Raw genomic sequence first — 15,893 nt, forward strand, 5'->3', positions numbered from 1 at the left:
CCGTCGGGCCATGGCGCCGACACGATTGCGACGCTAATCAGCGCGCGGCCCGATGCAAAGAGGCCGAACAGACTTTCAGGAGACGACCATGGCGCGAACCGCCCTCATCCTCCACGGCGGCGCCGGCGCCCGACGCGAGCGCAACTACGACGCCGAGGTGGTTCACATGCGCGAAGTGGTCGAGGCGATGAAGGCGCGGCTGGACGCGGGCGCCTCCGCCGTGGACGTGGCGGTCGAGGCCGTGGTCATGCTGGAAGACTCCGGTCTCTATGTCGCCGGTCGCGGCGCCTCGCCCAACCTGGCCGGGGCCTATGAGCTGGACGCCAGCCTGATGGACGGCGCGTCGGGCAAGGCCGGGGCCGTGGCCGCCCTGCAAGGCTTCCGCAACCCGGTCGTCGCCGCCCGCGCCGTCATGGACCGCACCCCCCACGTCATGCTGGCCGGCGACGGCGCCGCCCTGTTCGCCCATGATCAGGGGCTGGAGCCCATCGGCGACGAAGCCGCCTGGTTCACCCAGGCCGGCCAGGGCGAGGACAACCACCCGCCTGGCGTGCTCAGCCACGGCACCGTCGGCTGCTGCGTGCTGGACCGGGAGGGCCGTCTGGCCGCCGCCACCTCGACGGCGGGCGTCTTCGGCAAGATGCCCGGCCGCGTCGGCGACACCCCCATCCCCGCCGCCGGCACCTGGGCCGACGAACACGCCGCCGTCTCCTGCACCGGCCAGGGCGAGTATTTCATCCGCGTCGCCGCCGCCGCCCGCACCGCCTTCGGCGTGGCCGCCGGTCAGACCCTGGCTCAGTCTTCGCAAGCCGTCATCGACCGCATCGGCGGCCTGGGCGGCGACGGCGGCCTGATCGCCCTGGACCGCCAAGGCAACATCGCCGCCCCCTACAACAGCCAGGGCATGAAGCGGGCCTGGCTGACCACCGACGGCGAGGTCGGGGTTCAGGTCTTCGACCAGTAATTCTTCTCCGCTCATCCCCGCGGAGGCGGGGACCCAGTGCTTTGGGATCACATGCTGCGGCCTAATTGATCGCAACTTCACCCACGCTCGGCGTGTGAGGTTCTTACTGGGTCCCCGCCTCCGCGGGGATGAGCGGGAATGCGGGCCCGCTCACTTCATTACAGCACCGTAAGGTGCGCGGCGGGTTTCAGCACTGATAGGGTCCGGTCAACCTGCCCCCGGCGCAGCTTGCGGGGCGACCGGAACCTGACGCCCATGAAGACCCGCCTGATCCTGACCGCCTGCGCCTCGGCCCTTCTGCTGGGCCTGCCCGCCGCCGCCTTCGCCGAAAGCGCTGCGCTCGCCGTCGCGACCGCCGCGCAAGGCGGGGTCGCCGTGCCGCCGCTGGGCTTCGCCAAGCGGACCCTGGCCAACGGCATGGAGGTCTATACCGCCCGCGACGCCTCGACCTCGAACGTCACGGTCCAGGTCTGGTATCGCGTCGGCTCCAAGGACGACCCGGCGGGCCGTTCGGGCTTCGCTCACCTGTTTGAACACCTGCTGTTCAAGGCCACCAAGAACATGCCGTCCGAGACCTTCGACCGTCTGACCGAGGACGTCGGCGGCATGAACAACGCCTTCACCGCCGACGACGTCACCGCCTATTACGAGGTGGTCCCCGCCAACCACCTGCAGCGCATCCTCTTCGCCGAGGCCGACCGCATGGGCTCGCTGGTGGTCGACGAGGCGACCTTCGCCTCCGAGCGCGACGTGGTGAAGGAGGAATACCGCCAGCGCATTCTGGCCAGCCCCTATGGCCGTCTGTTCGGCCTGTTCACGCCCGAGACCATCTATCAGGACCACCCCTATCGCCGCCCCGGCATCGGCTCGATCGAGGAACTGAACGCCTCGACCCTGGACGACGTGCTGCGCTTCCACGCCACCTATTACCGCCCCGACAACGCCATGCTGATCGTGGCGGGCAACTTCGATCAGGCCCAGCTGGACGCCTGGGTGGACGAGTATTTCGCCCCGCTGAAGCGCCCGGCGACGCCCATGCCGGTCAATGACGTCAAGGAGCCCGAGCCGACCGGCCCGCGCACCGCCACCTATTATGCGCCGAACGTGCCCCTGCCCGCCGTGGTTCTGGCCTGGAACACCGTGGCCTATCGTGACGCCGACCGCGCCGCCCTGACCGTGCTGGACGGGGTGCTGTCCACCGGCGAATCGAGCCGCCTCTATCGCTCGCTGGTCTATGATCAGCAGATCGCCGCCCAGATCGGCTCCAACCCCGACTTCGCCCAGCAGGCCGGCAACCTGACCGCCTACGCCATCATGGCTGACGGCCAGTCGCCCGAAGCCGGCAAGGCCGCGCTGGAGGCCGAAATCGCCCGCCTGCGCGACGCCCCCGTCACCGCCGCCGAACTGAGCGAGGCCAAGAACGAGCTGGTCGCCAACGCCCTGCGCGGCCGCGAGAGCATCGACGACCGCGCCACGACCCTGGGCATGGCCCTGATCATGACCGGCGACGCGACCGCCGCCGACCGCGAGATCGCCGAGATCCAGGCCGTCACCGCCGCCGACGTGCAGCGCGTGGCCCGCCGCTATCTGACCCCGCAGCGCCAGATCACCATCAACTACCTGCCCGCCGACGACGAACACCCGGCCAGCGTGCAGAAGATGAACGTGGACGCCCCCGTCACCGTGGCCGAACTGGCCCCCGCCGGTCCGGTCGCCGTCCTGCTGCCCGAAGCCGAGCGCGCCCGCCTGCCCCAGCCCGGCGCCGAAGTCGCCCCGGCCACCCCTGCCGTGGCCGACTTCCGCCTGGCCAACGGGATGCGGGTCCTGGTCGCCCCCACCGAGGGCCTGCCCCTGGTCTCGGCGCGTCTGAACTTCCACGCCGGTTCGGCCAACGACCCGGCGGGCAAGCCGGGCGTCGCCGCCCTGACCGCCGGCCTGCTGACCCAGGGCACGACGTCCAAGTCGGCGCCCGAGATCGCCACCGCCATCGAGCAGCTGGGCGCCAATATCGGCGCGGGCTCGGGCGCGGACTTCACCAACATCTACGCCAATGCGCCCAAGGACGTGTTCGGTCGCTCGCTGAGCCTGATGGCCGATCTGGTGCGCAACCCGGCCTTCGCCGCCGAAGAACTGGAGCGCCAGCAGTCGCAGACCCTGGACGGTCTGCGCGTGGCCCTCAGCCAGCCCGGCTCCATCGCCGCCCAGTCGGTCGGCCGCGTCATCTACGGCGACGCCCCTTACGGCGCGCCCGGCGGCGGCACCCTGACCAGCGTGCCGGCCATCACCCGCGACGACGTGGCCGCCTTCCACGCCGCCCGCTATCGCCCGTCCCAGGCCACCATCGTCTTCTCGGGCGCGGTCACTCCCGCCGAGGCCCGCGACCTGGCGCAACAGGCCTTCGGCGACTGGCGCGACCCGTCGGCCGCCGCGCCCGCTCCGGTCGCTAAGGCCGGTCCGACCCTGCCGCCGCGCATCGTCGTCATCGACCAGCCGGGCGCGGGTCAGGCCGCCGTCACCGCCGCCATTCGCGGCGTCAAGCGCACCGACGCCGACTACTTCCCGCTGACGCTCGGCAACACCCTGCTGGGCGGCGGCTTCTCGTCGCGCCTGAACCAGGAAATCCGCATCAAGCGCGGCCTCAGCTACGGCGCCCGCTCCTCGGTCGGCGCCCAGCAGGACGTCGGCGTCTTCACCGCCTCGACCCAGACCAAGAACGAGACGGCGACCGAGGTGGCCGACCTGATCCTGGCCGAGATCGGCAAGCTGGGGACCAGTCCCGCGACCGAGGCCGAACTGGCCCCGCGCCGCGCCGCGCTGATCGGCGGTTTCGGCCGCTCGCTGGAGACGGTGGACGGTCTGGGCGGCCTGGTGGCCAACCTGGCCCTCTATGACCTGCCGATGAGCGATCTGGCCGACTACGCCGGACGCGTGCGTTCCATCACGCCGCAACAGGTCGAGACGGCCTTCGCCGAGCACCTGTCGACCGACCGCGCCAGCCTGGTCATCGTCGGCGACGCGTCCAAGTTCATCGACGCCCTGCGGGCCAAATACCCGAACGTCGAGGTCATCCCCCTGACCGACCTGAACCTGAACAGCGCGACGCTGAAGTAGAAGCAGGCGTCATCCCGGCCAAGCCTCGCGCAAGCGGGGCGCCGAGCCGGGACCGCCCAGGACTCCGCGCTTCTTGTGGTCCCGGATAGCGGCTCCGCTGCTTCCGGGATGACACGTAGATCAGGCCGTCAGGCAGACCACCTGGGCCACGCGCAGGTCGCGCCGAAGCCGGTCGGCGACCTGGCCGTAGTTGGCGGTGTTGACCGCCTCGCCCAGAGCTTTTTCGTCGGCCCGCTGCTCGCCGCGGATGGCGGGAACAAAGGTGTCGGGCGCCGTGGTGTAGATCAGCCCCCGGCGCGGCGCCTCGGCGATGGTGACGCCCAGCACCCGGCCCCGCCCGTCCAGCACAGGCGCCCCCGACAGGCCTGAAAGCGTGCCCTTCAGCCCCTTGGTGCGGCCGGATTCGGCCCAGGCCAGGACCGGCTCGTCGCGCTCGCCGCGCCCCCGGACCTTCAGCGTCTCGCGGCCCAGAAGACGCGAGGCGACCTCGCCGGGATGGCCCTGGGGGAAGCCCGGATGGAAGGCGCGCTGGCCCTTGTGCAGCGGCGCCTGGGCGGCGAGCGGCAGGGCGGGCGGGCCGCCCTCGGTCAGCAGCAGGGCCACGTCGGCGCGTTCGGCCAGCCGGACATCGGCGGCCAGGGCGCGTCCGCCGCCGATCACCAGGGCCGGACGGCGGCAGCCCTCGACCACGTGCCGGGCCGTGACCCAACGGCCGTCGCCGGCGATGGAGAAGGCCGTCCCAGACGACGGCTGGAACGGATCGTCGGGAGCGATGACGGTGACGGAAGGGTCGAACGGCGTGATCGGCCCCAGCAGGGCGCCGTGGGCTTCGTCGTCCTCGGGCGCGTGGGGCGCGTCGGCCTTTTCTCGACGGCCCAGCGACACGATCAACAGGGCGCCGATCACCGCCGCATAGATGGTCCAGTCGGGAAGATGGGGAAAGCGCATCAGGGCGCCGTCAGCCCGTCAGGGCGGCGGCGAGGATCAGGGCCGTGGCCAGCTTGGCGCCCGCCAGCACCACGGCGGCGGCGACCTCGCCCTTTTCGATGCGCTGCGGCAGGCCGGTCAGCAACAGGTCGACGACGCGGAAGGCCAGCAGTTGCAGCACCACCGTCGCCACGCCCCAGATGGCGATGTCCCGGATCGAGGTCGAGATCGACAGCGACACGGCCAGCGGAATGGCCAGCCCGACCAGCACCCCCGAAAAAGCCACGGCGGCGGCGGGATTGCCCTGACGGATCAGCGCCACCTCGCGCCACGGCGTCAGCAGGGCATAGACGGTCGCCCCGATGGCCAACAGACCAAAGGTCACGACCAGATGCAGGACCAGGATCGGAAAGCCGGTGGCGAAGGCCTGAACCTCGGGACTCGACAGGACGCTGGGCAGAGACGACGAGTCCATGGTGTGCGAGCCCGCAGCCTCCAGCTGAAAACGGAACGAAAGCAAAACAGCCTTGCCCGATCATGACCCGCTTCCGCAAGGGCGCCCGGGCCACACCCGATCAGGAAAACAAGGTTCTCCGCGCGACCCGATCAAGCCGCCGCGCTATCGTCCACATCGCGCTCGGCCCGTTCGGCCTTGATCCGCGCGCTCGCCCTCTGCTTCTCGCTCTCGGACTTCAGCTGGCCGCAGGCGGCCAGGATGTCGCGGCCGCGCGGGGTGCGGATCGGCGAGGCGTAGCCGGCCTTGTTCAGGATGGCGGCGAAGCGTTCGATGGTCTTCCAGTCCGAGCACTCGTAGTCCGTGCCGGGCCAGGGATTGAACGGGATCAGATTGACCTTGGACGGGATGCCTTCGATCAGCTTGACCAAGGCGCGGGCCTCGTCGGGGCTGTCGTTGACGCCCTTCAGCATGACGTATTCGAACGTCACCCGGCGGGTGTTGGCCAGACCCGGATAGGCGCGGATGCCGGCCATCAGTTGGTCCAGCGGGTATTTCTTGTTCAGCGGCACCAGGACGTCGCGCAGGGCGTCGTTGGTGGCGTGCAGGCTGATCGCCAGCATGGCGGCGGTGCGCTCGCCCAGGGCGTGCAGTTGCGGCACGACGCCCGAGGTCGAGACGGTGATGCGGCGCCGCGACAGGGCGATGCCCTCGTTGTCCGAGATGATGTCGATGGCGTCGGCGACATGGTCCAGATTGTAGAGCGGCTCGCCCATGCCCATGAAGACGATGTTGGACAGGCGGCGGTCTTCCTTGGGCGATGGCCATTCGTCCAGATCGTCGCGCGCCACCTGAACCTGGGCCACGATCTCGGCCGTGGTCAGGTTGCGAACCAGCTTCTGCGTGCCCGTATGACAGAAGGTGCAGTTCAGGGTGCAGCCGACCTGGGACGAGACGCACAGGGCGCCAGCGCGGCCGACGTCAGGGATATAGACGGCCTCGACCTCGATGCCCGGCGCGGTGCGGATCAGATATTTGCGCGTGCCGTCCTTGGACACCTGACGCTCGACGATCTCGGGGCGAGCCAGGGTGAAGGCCTCGGCCAGGGCCGCGCGGGTTTCCTTGCCGATGTCGCTCATCAGGGCGAAGTCGGTGACGCCGTAGTGGTGGATCCAGCGCCAGACCTGGCTCGCGCGCATCTTGGCCTTTTCGGGCGGACAGATGTTCGCCTCGACCAGGGCGTTGCGCAGGCCCTCGCGCGTCAGACCGCTGAGGTTGACGGGGGCTTTAACCGGGGCGGAAGCACGCGAAAGGTCGAGCGTGATGCTCAAGGCTGGATATCCTGCGGGAAAGGGAGGAGCGAGCCTCTAGCACAGATGCGGGGACTTGTCGCCTTCAGCCCGTTTGGGGGCTGGCCGTGAAACGCTCGGGCGGATTGGCGCCCCCTCGGAAATAGTCTGTCCCGGCCCTGCGCGGTTGATCCTGACGGCCCTGACCGCTAAAGCCCGCCGCGTTGGGGAGTAGCTTCCGGCGTCTGTCAGCCGGGATCGCGTCAACATACTTGCCTCCGCCGGGGGCATGGCGCGATCAGCGGATACCCGTCCGCCTAGCGAGACCAGCACGATCCGGGGGCCGAGCCGGCCTGCGCCCGGACGTGCTGTCACGCGCCCGGCTGAGATCAGTTTCCATGACCCCCATCGCCATCGCCATCCTGTCGCTCAGCATGTCCGCCGACGCCTTCGCCGCCGCGATTGGTCGGGGGGCCCAGCACCGCCCCACCCTGCCGCAGGCCCTGCGCTCGGGCCTGGTGTTCGGCGTCATCGAAGCCATCACCCCGCTGATCGGCTTCGCCCTGGGCGTCGCCGCCGCCAGCTTCGTCGCCGCCATCGACCACTGGATCGCCTTCGGCCTGCTCGGCGCGGTCGGCGGCAAGATGATCTGGGAGGCGCTGAAGCCCGAGGACGAGGCGGAAGAAGAAGCCGAAGCGAAGAAGGCCGTGTCGCGCGGCCTGGTCGCCCTGGTCGCCACCGCCGTCGGCACCTCGATCGACGCAGGAGCGGTCGGCGTAGGCCTGGCCCTGCTGGGCGAGAACATCTGGCTGATCGCGGCCTGCATCGGCTTAACCACCTTCGCCCTGGCCACGCTCGGCCTGCTGATCGGCAAGGCGGCGGGCACGCGGCTGGGCAAGATCGTCGAACTGGTCGGCGGCGTCGCCCTGATCGCTCTGGGCCTCAAGATCCTGCTGGAGCATCTCGGCCTGCTGGCCTTCTGAAACCGGCCTTGCATCCAGGGGGCGGCCAGAGGAACGTCCGCCCTCGGCTAACCGTTAAACCGCCAGTTGCAAGGAGCCCCGTCATGCGCGCCGCCGTCATTCTCGCCGCCCTCGCCGCCCCTCTAGCCCTCGGCGCCTGCGCCACCGGCCGGACCGTGCCGACCTATCAACAGGACCTCGACAAGCTGGAGAGCGAATGCACGGCGCGCGGCGGCATCCTGACGCCCAGCGGCGCCACGACCGGGCGCGCGCAGACGGACTATCTGTGCAAGATCACCGGCGGCGCTACGCGCATTCCGTAAGGCGAAATCGGATTTGACGAGAAAATCCGTGGTGGTTGGAGGCGGGATCGAACCGCCGACCTGTGGGTTATGAATCCACCGCTCTAACCATCTGAGCTACCCAACCCCTTACGGGACCTCGCGCAAGGCCGTGACCGACCGGGAGGCGCGAGAGGCGTGCGTATATCGCCGCCTTCCCTCGGGTTCAAGCCGCTTCGACAGCTAAATCGCGCAGGATGATCGGTCGCGGGCGGTTTCGGCTCGCGCGGGGAACGGCGAGGCTTCATTCTGGATGGCGACATCTGTTGTTCAGGAGAGCCCCATGCGTCTGATCGCCCTCGCCGCTTCCGCCTCGCTCCTCGTCCTTGCCGCCGCCTGCGGGGCCAACGGCCAGGACGCGCCCGTCGCCCCCGGCGCACCCGTAGAGACCCGCCCCGCCAACAACCCCGATCAGAAGCCGGCCTTCGAGGGCCAGACCCGCGCGCCCGGCGTCCAGACCGCCGTGTCGATGGCCCATGCCGTCATGACTTCGGGTCTGGTCCATCCCTGGGGCCTGGCCCTGCTGCCGGACGGCCAGTGGCTGGTGACGGAGAAGCCTGGCCGGATGCGGGTCATCTCCGCTCAAGGCCAGATCGGCGCCCCGATCACGGGCCTGCCCGCCGTCGACGCGCGCGGCCAGGGCGGTCTGCTGGACGTCATCGTCGGGCCGAGCTTCGGTCAGGACCGCATGATCTACTGGAGCTACGCCGAGCCTCGGGAGGGCGGCAACGCCACCTCGGTCGCGCGCGGCCGCCTGTCCGACGACCTGACCAGGGTCGACAACGTCCAGGTCATTTTCCGCGCCCTGCCCGTCTATGACGGCGACAAGCATTTCGGCTCCTCGCTGGCCTTCACGCCGGACGGCAAGCTGTTCATCACGCTCGGCGAGCGCTCGGACAAGCCGATGCGGCCCCAGGCCCAGGACCTAGCTTCGCACATGGGCAAGACCATCCGCATCAACGCCGACGGCAGCGTCCCCGCCGACAACCCCTTCGTCGGCCAGGCGGGCGCGAAACCCGAGATCTGGTCCCTGGGCCACCGCAATATGCAGGGGATCGCGGTTCAGCCCAGCACGGGCGCCGTCTGGACCGTGGAGCACGGCACGCGCGGCGGCGACGAGATCAACCTGGATCAGGCCGGCAAGAACTACGGCTGGCCGGGCGTCGCCTACGGCATCGAATACAACGGCCAGCCCATCCCCGCCGTGACGGCCAGGGAGGGCACGGAACAGCCGGTCTATTACTGGGACCCCGTCATCGCGCCGGGCGGCATGACCTTCTACAGCGGCGCCATGTTCCCGGGCTGGAACGGCAACCTGCTGGTCACGGGGCTGGGCGGCAAGCACCTGGCCCGACTGGTGCTGGAGAACAACCGCGTCGTCGGCGAAGAGCGGCTGCTGACCGGACTGAACGAACGCATCCGCGACGTGGCGGTCGCCGCCGACGGCGCCGTCTGGGTCATCACCGACGAAGAAGACGGCAAGCTGATCAGGCTTGCCGTCTCTCAGTAGGCTTTAGGTATGCGGGAGGTCAGCGCGCCTCCCGCATCTCCACCGCCGCCGCCGCCGCCGCTGGCTCATCGCCGTCGCGCGTCATCGGTTCGTCAGCCATGGCGAAGGCGTTGTCCTCGCCGTGGAAGACATGGGTTTCGGCCAGGATTTCCGGGTGCCCCTTCAACTGGGCCATGGCGCTCGTCTTGCGCGCCCGCATCCGGTCGGCCAGGGCGTCCATGTCCAGGCCCGCCGCGCGCGCCTGGCTGAACATGCCCTCGGAACGCATCTCCTCTTCCTTGACGTGGTGCTCGATCATCTCGGACAGCACCTTGACCTTGGCGTCGTAGAAGGCCTCGTCGGGGCCGCCCGCCTCGATGTCGTTGATCAGCACCTTGGCCGCGTCATGCTCGACATAGGCCTCGTTCAGCAGGTCCTCCTCGATCTGGCCGCGACAGGCCGGATAGAAGACTTCTTCCTCAAGAATGGTGTGAACCTTCAGCTCCAGGCAGGCCTGCTCGGCCAGAGCCTTCTTGCGGTCCTTGCCCCGCGCCTTCTCGAAACTGGCGAAGATCTCCTCCACCTTGCGGTGGTCGGCCTTCAGCATGGCGACGGCGTCCATCTCTTCATAGGTCTGAGTCACGCGATTCTCCCGGATGATTGTTCCCCTAGGAAGACGGGCCGCGCGCGGGCGTTCCGAAGGCCAAGCTAGGTGAGAGACGTTCGCGACAAGCTCACGCGCGTTGTTACTTGACGTTGACGTAAACGTAGGGTTTCTACGCATCGAGTTTCAATTCCAGACCCGTCCCTCAAGCCGCGAGGCGCCGAGAGACAGAGACCCTAGAAGTTCGATCTGTCCCTCCAGCAGCGAGGCGCCGCGCGCCGAGCGGTAGGGACTCAACAAAGAGAGACATTCATGGCCGACGCCTACATCTACGACGCCGTGCGCACGCCGCGCGGCAAGGGCAAGAAGGACGGGTCCCTGCACGAGATCACGGCCCTGTCGCTGGCCAGCCAGGTGCTGCAGGCCCTGCGTGATCGCAACGATCTGGACACCTCGAAGGTCGACGACGTCATCCTCGGCTGTGTCTCGCCGGTAGGCGAACAGGGCGCCGACATCGCCCGCACCGCCGTGCTGAACGCCGGCTGGGCCCAGACCACGGCGGGCGTTCAGGTCAACCGCTTCTGCGCCTCGGGCCTGGAAGCCGTGAACATGGCCGCTGCGAAAGTGAAGTCCGGCGAGGCCGACTTCGCCGTCGGCGGCGGCGTGGAGGCCATGAGCCGCGTGCCGATGGGCTCGGACGGCGGCGCCTGGCCGGTCGATCCCTCCAGCGCCTTCCCCACCTATTTCGTGCCCCAGGGCGTCTCGGCCGACATGATCGCCACCAAGTGGGGCTTCAGCCGCGCCGACGTGGACGCCTATTCGGTCGAGAGCCACAAACGTTCGGCTCAGTCCTGGGCCGAGGGCCGCTTCAGCAAGTCGGTCATCCCGGTGCTGGACCAGCTGGGTCTGGTCCGCCTGGACCGCGACGAGACCATTCGTCCGACCACGGACATGCAGACGCTCGGCGCCCTGAACCCCTCCTTCGCCATGATGGGCGAGATGGCCTTCGACAGCGTCATCAACCAGCGCTACCCCGAGGTCGAGCGCGTCAACCACGTCCACACGCCCGGCAACTCGTCCGGCATCGTCGACGGTTCGGCGGGCGTCCTGATCGGTTCGCTGGAAGCCGGCAAGGCCCTGGGCCTGAAGCCCCGCGCCAAGATCCGCGGCGCCGCCTCGATCGGCTCGGAGCCGTCGATCATGCTGACCGGCCCGGAGTTCGTGACCAACAAGCTGCTGGGTCGTCTGGGCATGACGTCTGCCGACATCGACCTCTATGAGCTGAACGAAGCCTTCGCCGCCGTCGTCCTGCGCTTCATGCAGGCGCTCGACATCCCGCACGACAAGATCAACGTCTGCGGCGGCGCCATCGCCATGGGCCACCCCCTGGGCGCCACCGGGGCCATGATCACCGGCGTGGTGCTGGACGAGCTGGAACGCTCGGACAAGGAAACCGCCCTCATCACCCTGTGCATCGGCGGCGGCATGGGCACCGCCACCGTCATCGAACGCGTCTGATCGGGAGCGACTGACCATGGAAAACTTCAAGATCGACGTCGATGCCGACGGCATCGCCCTGATCACCTTCGACGTCCCCGGACGCTCGATGAACACTCTGACCTCGTCCGTCATGGCCGAGATTCCGCAGCTGGTGGAACGCATCAAGACCGATGACGCCGTCAAGGGCGCGGTCCTGACCTCGGGCAAGGCGTCGGGCTTCTGCGCCGGCGCCGACCTCGGCGACATCGCCGGCGGCATGATCGGCGGCGCCAGCCTGCAAGACGCCTATGACGCCGGCTGGAAGATGAACGGCGCCCTGCGCGCGCTGGAAACCTGCGGCAAGCCGGTGGCGGCGGCCATCAACGGCCTGGCGCTGGGCGGCGGCCTCGAACTCACCCTCGCCTGCCACTATCGCGTGGTCGAGAACGACAACAAGATCCAGCTGGGCCTGCCCGAGATCAAGGTCGGCCTCTTCCCCGGCGGCGGCGGCACCCAGCGCCTGACGCGCCTGATCGGCGTGCAGCCCGCCATGATGGCCATGACCGAGGGCAAGTCCTTCCGTCCGAACGACGCCAAGGGCGCAGGCATCGTCCACGAGGTGGTCGAAAAGGGTCAGTCGGTCGAGGCCGCCAAGACCTGGATCAAGAACGGCGGCAAGGCCGTGCAGCCGTGGGACGACAAGGGCTTCAAACTGCCCGGCGGCGGCCCCTACCACCCGGCGGGCATTCAGAACTTCCTGGTCGGCAACGCCATGATCCGTAAGCAGACCTACGGCAACTATCCCGCCGCCACCAACCTGATGAAGGCCGTCTATGAGGGCGTTCAGGTGCCGATGGACGCCGCCCTGCGCATCGAGACCCGCTACTTCATCAAGACCCTGATGACGCCGCAGGCCCAGGGCATGATCCGCAGCCTCTTCCTGTCCAAGCAGGACCTGGACAAGGGCGCCGTGCGCCCGGCGGGCGTGCCCAAGTCGGACGCCAAGAAGGTCACGGTCCTGGGCGCCGGCATGATGGGCGCGGGCGTGGCCTATGTGCAGGTCATGGCCGGCATCGAGACCGTCCTGATCGACCAGACTCAGGAAGCCGCCGACAAGGGCAAGGCCCACGTCGAGGAACTGCTGAAGAAGCGCCTGTCGCGCGGCCAGATGACCCAGGAGAAGTTCGACGCCACCCTGGCTCTCGTCACCGCCACCACCGACTATGATCACATCAAGGGCTCGGACCTGGTCATCGAGGCCGTGTTCGAAAACCGCGAGATCAAGGCCGACGTGACCAAGCGCGCCGAGGCCCAACTGGCTGAAGGCGCCGTCTTCGGCTCCAACACCTCGACCCTGCCGATCACCGGCCTGGCCGAGGCCTCGGGCCGTCCTGAGGACTTCATCGGCATCCACTTCTTCTCGCCGGTCGACAAGATGATGCTGGTCGAGATCATCATGGGCGAGAAGACCGGCCAGACGGCGCTCGCCAAGGCGCTCGACTATGTGCTGAAGATCAAGAAGACCCCGATCGTCGTCAACGACAGCCGCGGTTTCTACACCTCGCGCTGCTTCGCCACCTATGTGGCCGAAGGCCTGGCCATGCTCGAAGAGGGCTATGCGCCGGCCCTGATCGACAACATCGGCCGCATGACCGGCATGCCGCGCGGCCCGCTGGAAATGCACGACGACGTGGCGCTGGACCTGTCGGTCAAGGTCGCCAAGCAGACCCAGGCCGACCTGGGCGACGCCTATGTGCCGCTGCCCGGCGCCCATATCGTGCAGAAGATGGTCGAGGACCTGGGCCGCTACGGCCGCAAGAACGGCAAGGGCTTCTACGACTACGATACCAAGCCCAAGACCCTGTGGGCGGGCCTGTCCGATTTGGCCCCGGTCACGATCAACGACTCGACGCCCGAACTGGTCGAGGATCAAAAGAACCGCCTGCTGTATCGTCAGGCCATCGAGGTCGCCCGCTGCTGGGAAGAGGGCGTCATCGACGACCCGCGCGAGGCCGACGTCGGCGCCATCCTGGCCTGGGGCTTCGCGCCCTGGACCGGCGGCCCGATCACCTTCATCGACCAGACCGGCCTCAAGGCCTTCGTGGCCAAGGCCGACGACTACGCCGCCCGCTACGGCGACCGCTTCCAGGTCCCGCAACTGCTGCGCGACATGGCCGCCAAGAACGAGACGTTCTACGGCCGCTTCGCCCCGGAGAAGAAGGCGGCCTGATATCCACGACAGGCTGAAAACGGAAAGGGCGGCTCCTCGGAGCCGCCCTTTTCTTTGGGCTATCGCTCGAGACGCGGTCGCTCGCTGCTTGAGCGCGCGCCCCTCACCGTCATCCCGGCCGCAGCGAAGCGGAGAGCCGGGACCGCCCAATACGCCGCGCTTCCTGCGGTCCCGGATAAGCGCTGCGCGCTTTCCGGGATGACGAATGTGGGGATTACCTGCTCCTGAACACCCGCGACGCCGCATAGCCCGTCAGCGCCGCCAGCAACACGCACAGCACGCCGTAGGACCAGGGCCGCCGGTGGGCGAACTCATAGATGTCGCGCTCCAGCCCGACCTTCTCGACCGTCAGGGTCAGGTTGGACACCGACACCGGCGCCCCCTCCTGGAACAGCCAGACCTCGGCGTAGTATTTGCCGGTCGGGGCCACGGTCGGCAGCTCGACCTCGGCCCGGAACAGGCCCTTGTCGACAAACTGCACCCCGTCAGGATCGGTGTTGTAGAGGGCCGCCGCCTCCTTCAGCCGGATCACGGCGCGGCGCCAGTCGAGGTAGTTCTCGCCCAGACGGCTGACCACCACATCGCGCACGCCATAGCGGGTGACGGTGCGGCTTTCTTCGGGGGCGTCGATGCGCAGGTGATCGACGCCGACCCCGAGCCGCCTAAGCTGGCCGAAGTCGGCCACGTCCGACAAAGGCCGGGTCGAGGCCGTCATGTAGAAGCCGGGCGCGCCCTCGAACAGGACCGGGCGGCTGTTCAGCCAGACGCCCATGTTGCGGGTCTTCTTGACCAGACGCACCGGGGCGTCGGGACCGCGCACGACCACCACCACGTCAGCCGGGACGTCGGTCGGATTGAACACCGCGCCGTACAGGACGATGGAGGCGCCGCGGAAGCTGGAGTCGACCTCAACCTGGGCGTCGGTCAGGGCGGCGGCGACGCGCACCTCGCCTTCGGTCGCGACCGAGCGTTCGATGGTTCCCGGCGCGACCATGGGCGCGGGTTCGGGCGGCAGGGCCTGGAACATCAGTCTCCCACCCCCGGCGCCAGCAGGAACAGATCACTGGGCCGCACGAACAGCTCCAGCCCCATCTGGATGCCGACCAGAAGCACGATCAGGCCGAGCGCCGCGCGCATCTCCTCCGCCCGGAACCGACCCGATAGCTTGGCGCCGAACTGGGCCCCGACGACCCCGCCCAGGAGCAGGATGGTCGACAGGACGATGTCCACCGTCTGATTGCGCCCGGCTTGCAGGATGGTGGTGACGGCCGTGGTGATGATGATCTGGAACAGGCTGGTGCCCACCACGACGCTGGCCCGCATGCGCAGCACATAGAGCATGGCCGGCACCAAGATGAAGCCGCCGCCCACCCCCATGATGGCCGAGAGGATGCCCGCGAAGACGCCCAGGCCGAAGGGCGGAATGGCGCTGATATAGAGACCCGAGCGGGGAAAGCGCATGCGGAACGGCAGGCCATACAGCCACATGGGGCGACGGCGTTCCTTGCGCGGCGGGGTCTCGCCCCGCACCCGGTGCAGGATCTGCGTCAGGCTTTCGTACAGCATCATGCTGCCGATCAGGCCCAGGAAGACCAGATAGGAGACGGCCACCACCAGATCGGCCTGACCCAGCAGCCGCAGATAGCGGAACATCTCGACGCCCGCGAGCGCGCCCAGCGCCCCGCCCACGGCCATGATGCCGCCGATGCGGTAGTCGACCGCCTTCATGCCCGAATAGCGGATCACGCCCGAGGTCGAGGAGGCTACGACGTGGCTGGCCTGGCTGGCGACGGCCACGGTCGGGGGAATGCCCATGAAGACGAGGACGGGCGCCATCAGGAAGCCGCCGCCGATGCCGAACAGGCCCGAGACAAAGCCGACCAGCGCGCCCAGCAGAACCAGGAACGGCCAGTTCACCGAAACCTCGGCGATCGGCAGGTAAATATCCACGGCACGCGCCTTCGGCTGGAAGGGAACGCAGAACTGCGCCGGAAAGGCGACTAGACTTCTGGTCTTAGCGAGGGCTGCGGCGAACCGCCACCC

13 protein-coding genes, 1 tRNA gene and 1 riboswitch are annotated in these 15,893 nt (G+C 68.6%); of the genes, 7 read left to right on the forward strand and 7 right to left on the reverse strand.

Going from position 1 to position 15,893, the window contains the following annotated elements; translation table 11 throughout:
• Nucleotides 1-88: 88 nt before the first annotated feature.
• Nucleotides 89-964 carry an isoaspartyl peptidase/L-asparaginase family protein gene (locus DXK21_RS05460; RefSeq protein WP_114816767.1) on the forward strand — a complete coding sequence of 292 codons (876 nt, stop codon included), beginning with the start codon at nucleotides 89-91 and terminating at the stop codon, nucleotides 962-964.
• A 255-nt stretch (nucleotides 965-1,219) separates the two neighbouring features.
• Complete coding sequence (locus DXK21_RS05465) at nucleotides 1,220-4,075, forward strand: M16 family metallopeptidase (RefSeq protein ID WP_114816844.1); 2,856 nt, start codon at nucleotides 1,220-1,222, stop codon at nucleotides 4,073-4,075.
• Nucleotides 4,076-4,195: 120 nt separating this feature from the next.
• Here DXK21_RS05465 and DXK21_RS05470 read toward each other — a convergent pair whose 3' ends face one another.
• The 3 genes from DXK21_RS05470 to rlmN form a co-directional block, all read right to left on the reverse strand.
• Entirely contained in the window at nucleotides 4,196-5,023 is an 828-nt protein-coding gene (locus tag DXK21_RS05470) for a S1 family peptidase (protein ID WP_114816768.1), read from the reverse strand.
• Between the two features lie 10 nt (nucleotides 5,024-5,033).
• Nucleotides 5,034-5,477 carry a DUF350 domain-containing protein gene (locus DXK21_RS05475; RefSeq protein WP_114816845.1) on the reverse strand — a complete coding sequence of 148 codons (444 nt, stop codon included), beginning with the start codon at nucleotides 5,475-5,477 and terminating at the stop codon, nucleotides 5,034-5,036.
• Between the two features lie 131 nt (nucleotides 5,478-5,608).
• Nucleotides 5,609-6,787: a dual-specificity RNA methyltransferase RlmN gene (gene rlmN, locus DXK21_RS05480; RefSeq protein WP_114816769.1), complete on the reverse strand. Its 1,179-nt coding sequence runs from the start codon at nucleotides 6,785-6,787 to the stop codon at nucleotides 5,609-5,611.
• Nucleotides 6,788-6,964: 177 nt separating this feature from the next.
• Nucleotides 6,965-7,064: riboswitch (yybP-ykoY riboswitch) on the forward strand.
• A 79-nt stretch (nucleotides 7,065-7,143) separates the two neighbouring features.
• Between rlmN and DXK21_RS05485 the strand changes: the two genes are divergently transcribed.
• Both DXK21_RS05485 and DXK21_RS05490 read left to right on the forward strand, forming a co-directional pair.
• Nucleotides 7,144-7,728 carry a manganese efflux pump MntP gene (locus DXK21_RS05485; RefSeq protein WP_114816770.1) on the forward strand — a complete coding sequence of 195 codons (585 nt, stop codon included), beginning with the start codon at nucleotides 7,144-7,146 and terminating at the stop codon, nucleotides 7,726-7,728.
• A gap of 83 nt (nucleotides 7,729-7,811) precedes the next feature.
• A complete protein-coding gene (locus tag DXK21_RS05490) occupies nucleotides 7,812-8,030 on the forward strand; it encodes a hypothetical protein (protein ID WP_114816771.1) in 219 nt (72 codons plus the stop codon).
• Nucleotides 8,031-8,059: 29 nt separating this feature from the next.
• Here DXK21_RS05490 and DXK21_RS05495 read toward each other — a convergent pair.
• Nucleotides 8,060-8,136: transfer RNA gene (locus tag DXK21_RS05495), tRNA-Met, on the reverse strand.
• 195 nt (nucleotides 8,137-8,331) lie between these two features.
• Between DXK21_RS05495 and DXK21_RS05500 the strand changes: the two genes are divergently transcribed.
• The gene (locus DXK21_RS05500; protein WP_114816772.1) at nucleotides 8,332-9,558 is read left to right on the forward strand and encodes a PQQ-dependent sugar dehydrogenase; all 1,227 of its coding nucleotides are present in this window, start codon (nucleotides 8,332-8,334) and stop codon (nucleotides 9,556-9,558) included.
• Nucleotides 9,559-9,577: 19 nt separating this feature from the next.
• Here the strand turns inward: DXK21_RS05500 and DXK21_RS05505 are convergent, their stop codons facing one another.
• Nucleotides 9,578-10,180, reverse strand: coding sequence for a hemerythrin domain-containing protein (locus DXK21_RS05505; protein ID WP_245945117.1), 603 nt, complete (start codon nucleotides 10,178-10,180; stop codon nucleotides 9,578-9,580).
• Nucleotides 10,181-10,453: 273 nt separating this feature from the next.
• Here DXK21_RS05505 and DXK21_RS05510 point away from each other — a divergent pair, with 273 nt between their 5' ends.
• Entirely contained in the window at nucleotides 10,454-11,659 is a 1,206-nt protein-coding gene (locus DXK21_RS05510; protein WP_114816773.1) for an acetyl-CoA C-acetyltransferase, read from the forward strand.
• A gap of 16 nt (nucleotides 11,660-11,675) precedes the next feature.
• The gene (locus DXK21_RS05515; protein ID WP_114816774.1) at nucleotides 11,676-13,850 is read left to right on the forward strand and encodes a 3-hydroxyacyl-CoA dehydrogenase NAD-binding domain-containing protein; all 2,175 of its coding nucleotides are present in this window, start codon (nucleotides 11,676-11,678) and stop codon (nucleotides 13,848-13,850) included.
• Between the two features lie 214 nt (nucleotides 13,851-14,064).
• Here the strand turns inward: DXK21_RS05515 and DXK21_RS05525 are convergent, their stop codons facing one another.
• Together DXK21_RS05525 and DXK21_RS05530 are read right to left on the reverse strand one after the other, a co-directional pair.
• Entirely contained in the window at nucleotides 14,065-14,877 is an 813-nt protein-coding gene (locus DXK21_RS05525; RefSeq protein ID WP_114816776.1) for a TIGR02186 family protein, read from the reverse strand.
• Nucleotides 14,877-15,800 carry a sulfite exporter TauE/SafE family protein gene (locus DXK21_RS05530; RefSeq protein ID WP_114816777.1) on the reverse strand — a complete coding sequence of 308 codons (924 nt, stop codon included), beginning with the start codon at nucleotides 15,798-15,800 and terminating at the stop codon, nucleotides 14,877-14,879. The genes DXK21_RS05525 and DXK21_RS05530 overlap by 1 nt, the downstream gene beginning before the upstream one ends.
• Nucleotides 15,801-15,893 lie beyond the last annotated feature (93 nt).

The sequence above is a fragment of the Brevundimonas bullata genome, from assembly GCF_003350205.1.
Classification (GTDB): domain Bacteria; phylum Pseudomonadota; class Alphaproteobacteria; order Caulobacterales; family Caulobacteraceae; genus Brevundimonas; species Brevundimonas bullata.

Coding starts and splice junctions, on each gene's coding strand:
- DXK21_RS05460 (WP_114816767.1), top strand. CDS start 89: ATGGCGCGAACCGCCCTCATCCTCCACGGCGGCGCCGGCGCCCGACGC.
- DXK21_RS05465 (WP_114816844.1), top strand. CDS start 1,220: ATGAAGACCCGCCTGATCCTGACCGCCTGCGCCTCGGCCCTTCTGCTG.
- DXK21_RS05470 (WP_114816768.1), bottom strand. CDS start 5,023: ATGCGCTTTCCCCATCTTCCCGACTGGACCATCTATGCGGCGGTGATC.
- DXK21_RS05475 (WP_114816845.1), bottom strand. CDS start 5,477: ATGGACTCGTCGTCTCTGCCCAGCGTCCTGTCGAGTCCCGAGGTTCAG.
- DXK21_RS05485 (WP_114816770.1), top strand. CDS start 7,144: ATGACCCCCATCGCCATCGCCATCCTGTCGCTCAGCATGTCCGCCGAC.
- DXK21_RS05490 (WP_114816771.1), top strand. CDS start 7,812: ATGCGCGCCGCCGTCATTCTCGCCGCCCTCGCCGCCCCTCTAGCCCTC.
- DXK21_RS05500 (WP_114816772.1), top strand. CDS start 8,332: ATGCGTCTGATCGCCCTCGCCGCTTCCGCCTCGCTCCTCGTCCTTGCC.
- DXK21_RS05510 (WP_114816773.1), top strand. CDS start 10,454: ATGGCCGACGCCTACATCTACGACGCCGTGCGCACGCCGCGCGGCAAG.
- DXK21_RS05515 (WP_114816774.1), top strand. CDS start 11,676: ATGGAAAACTTCAAGATCGACGTCGATGCCGACGGCATCGCCCTGATC.
- DXK21_RS05525 (WP_114816776.1), bottom strand. CDS start 14,877: ATGTTCCAGGCCCTGCCGCCCGAACCCGCGCCCATGGTCGCGCCGGGA.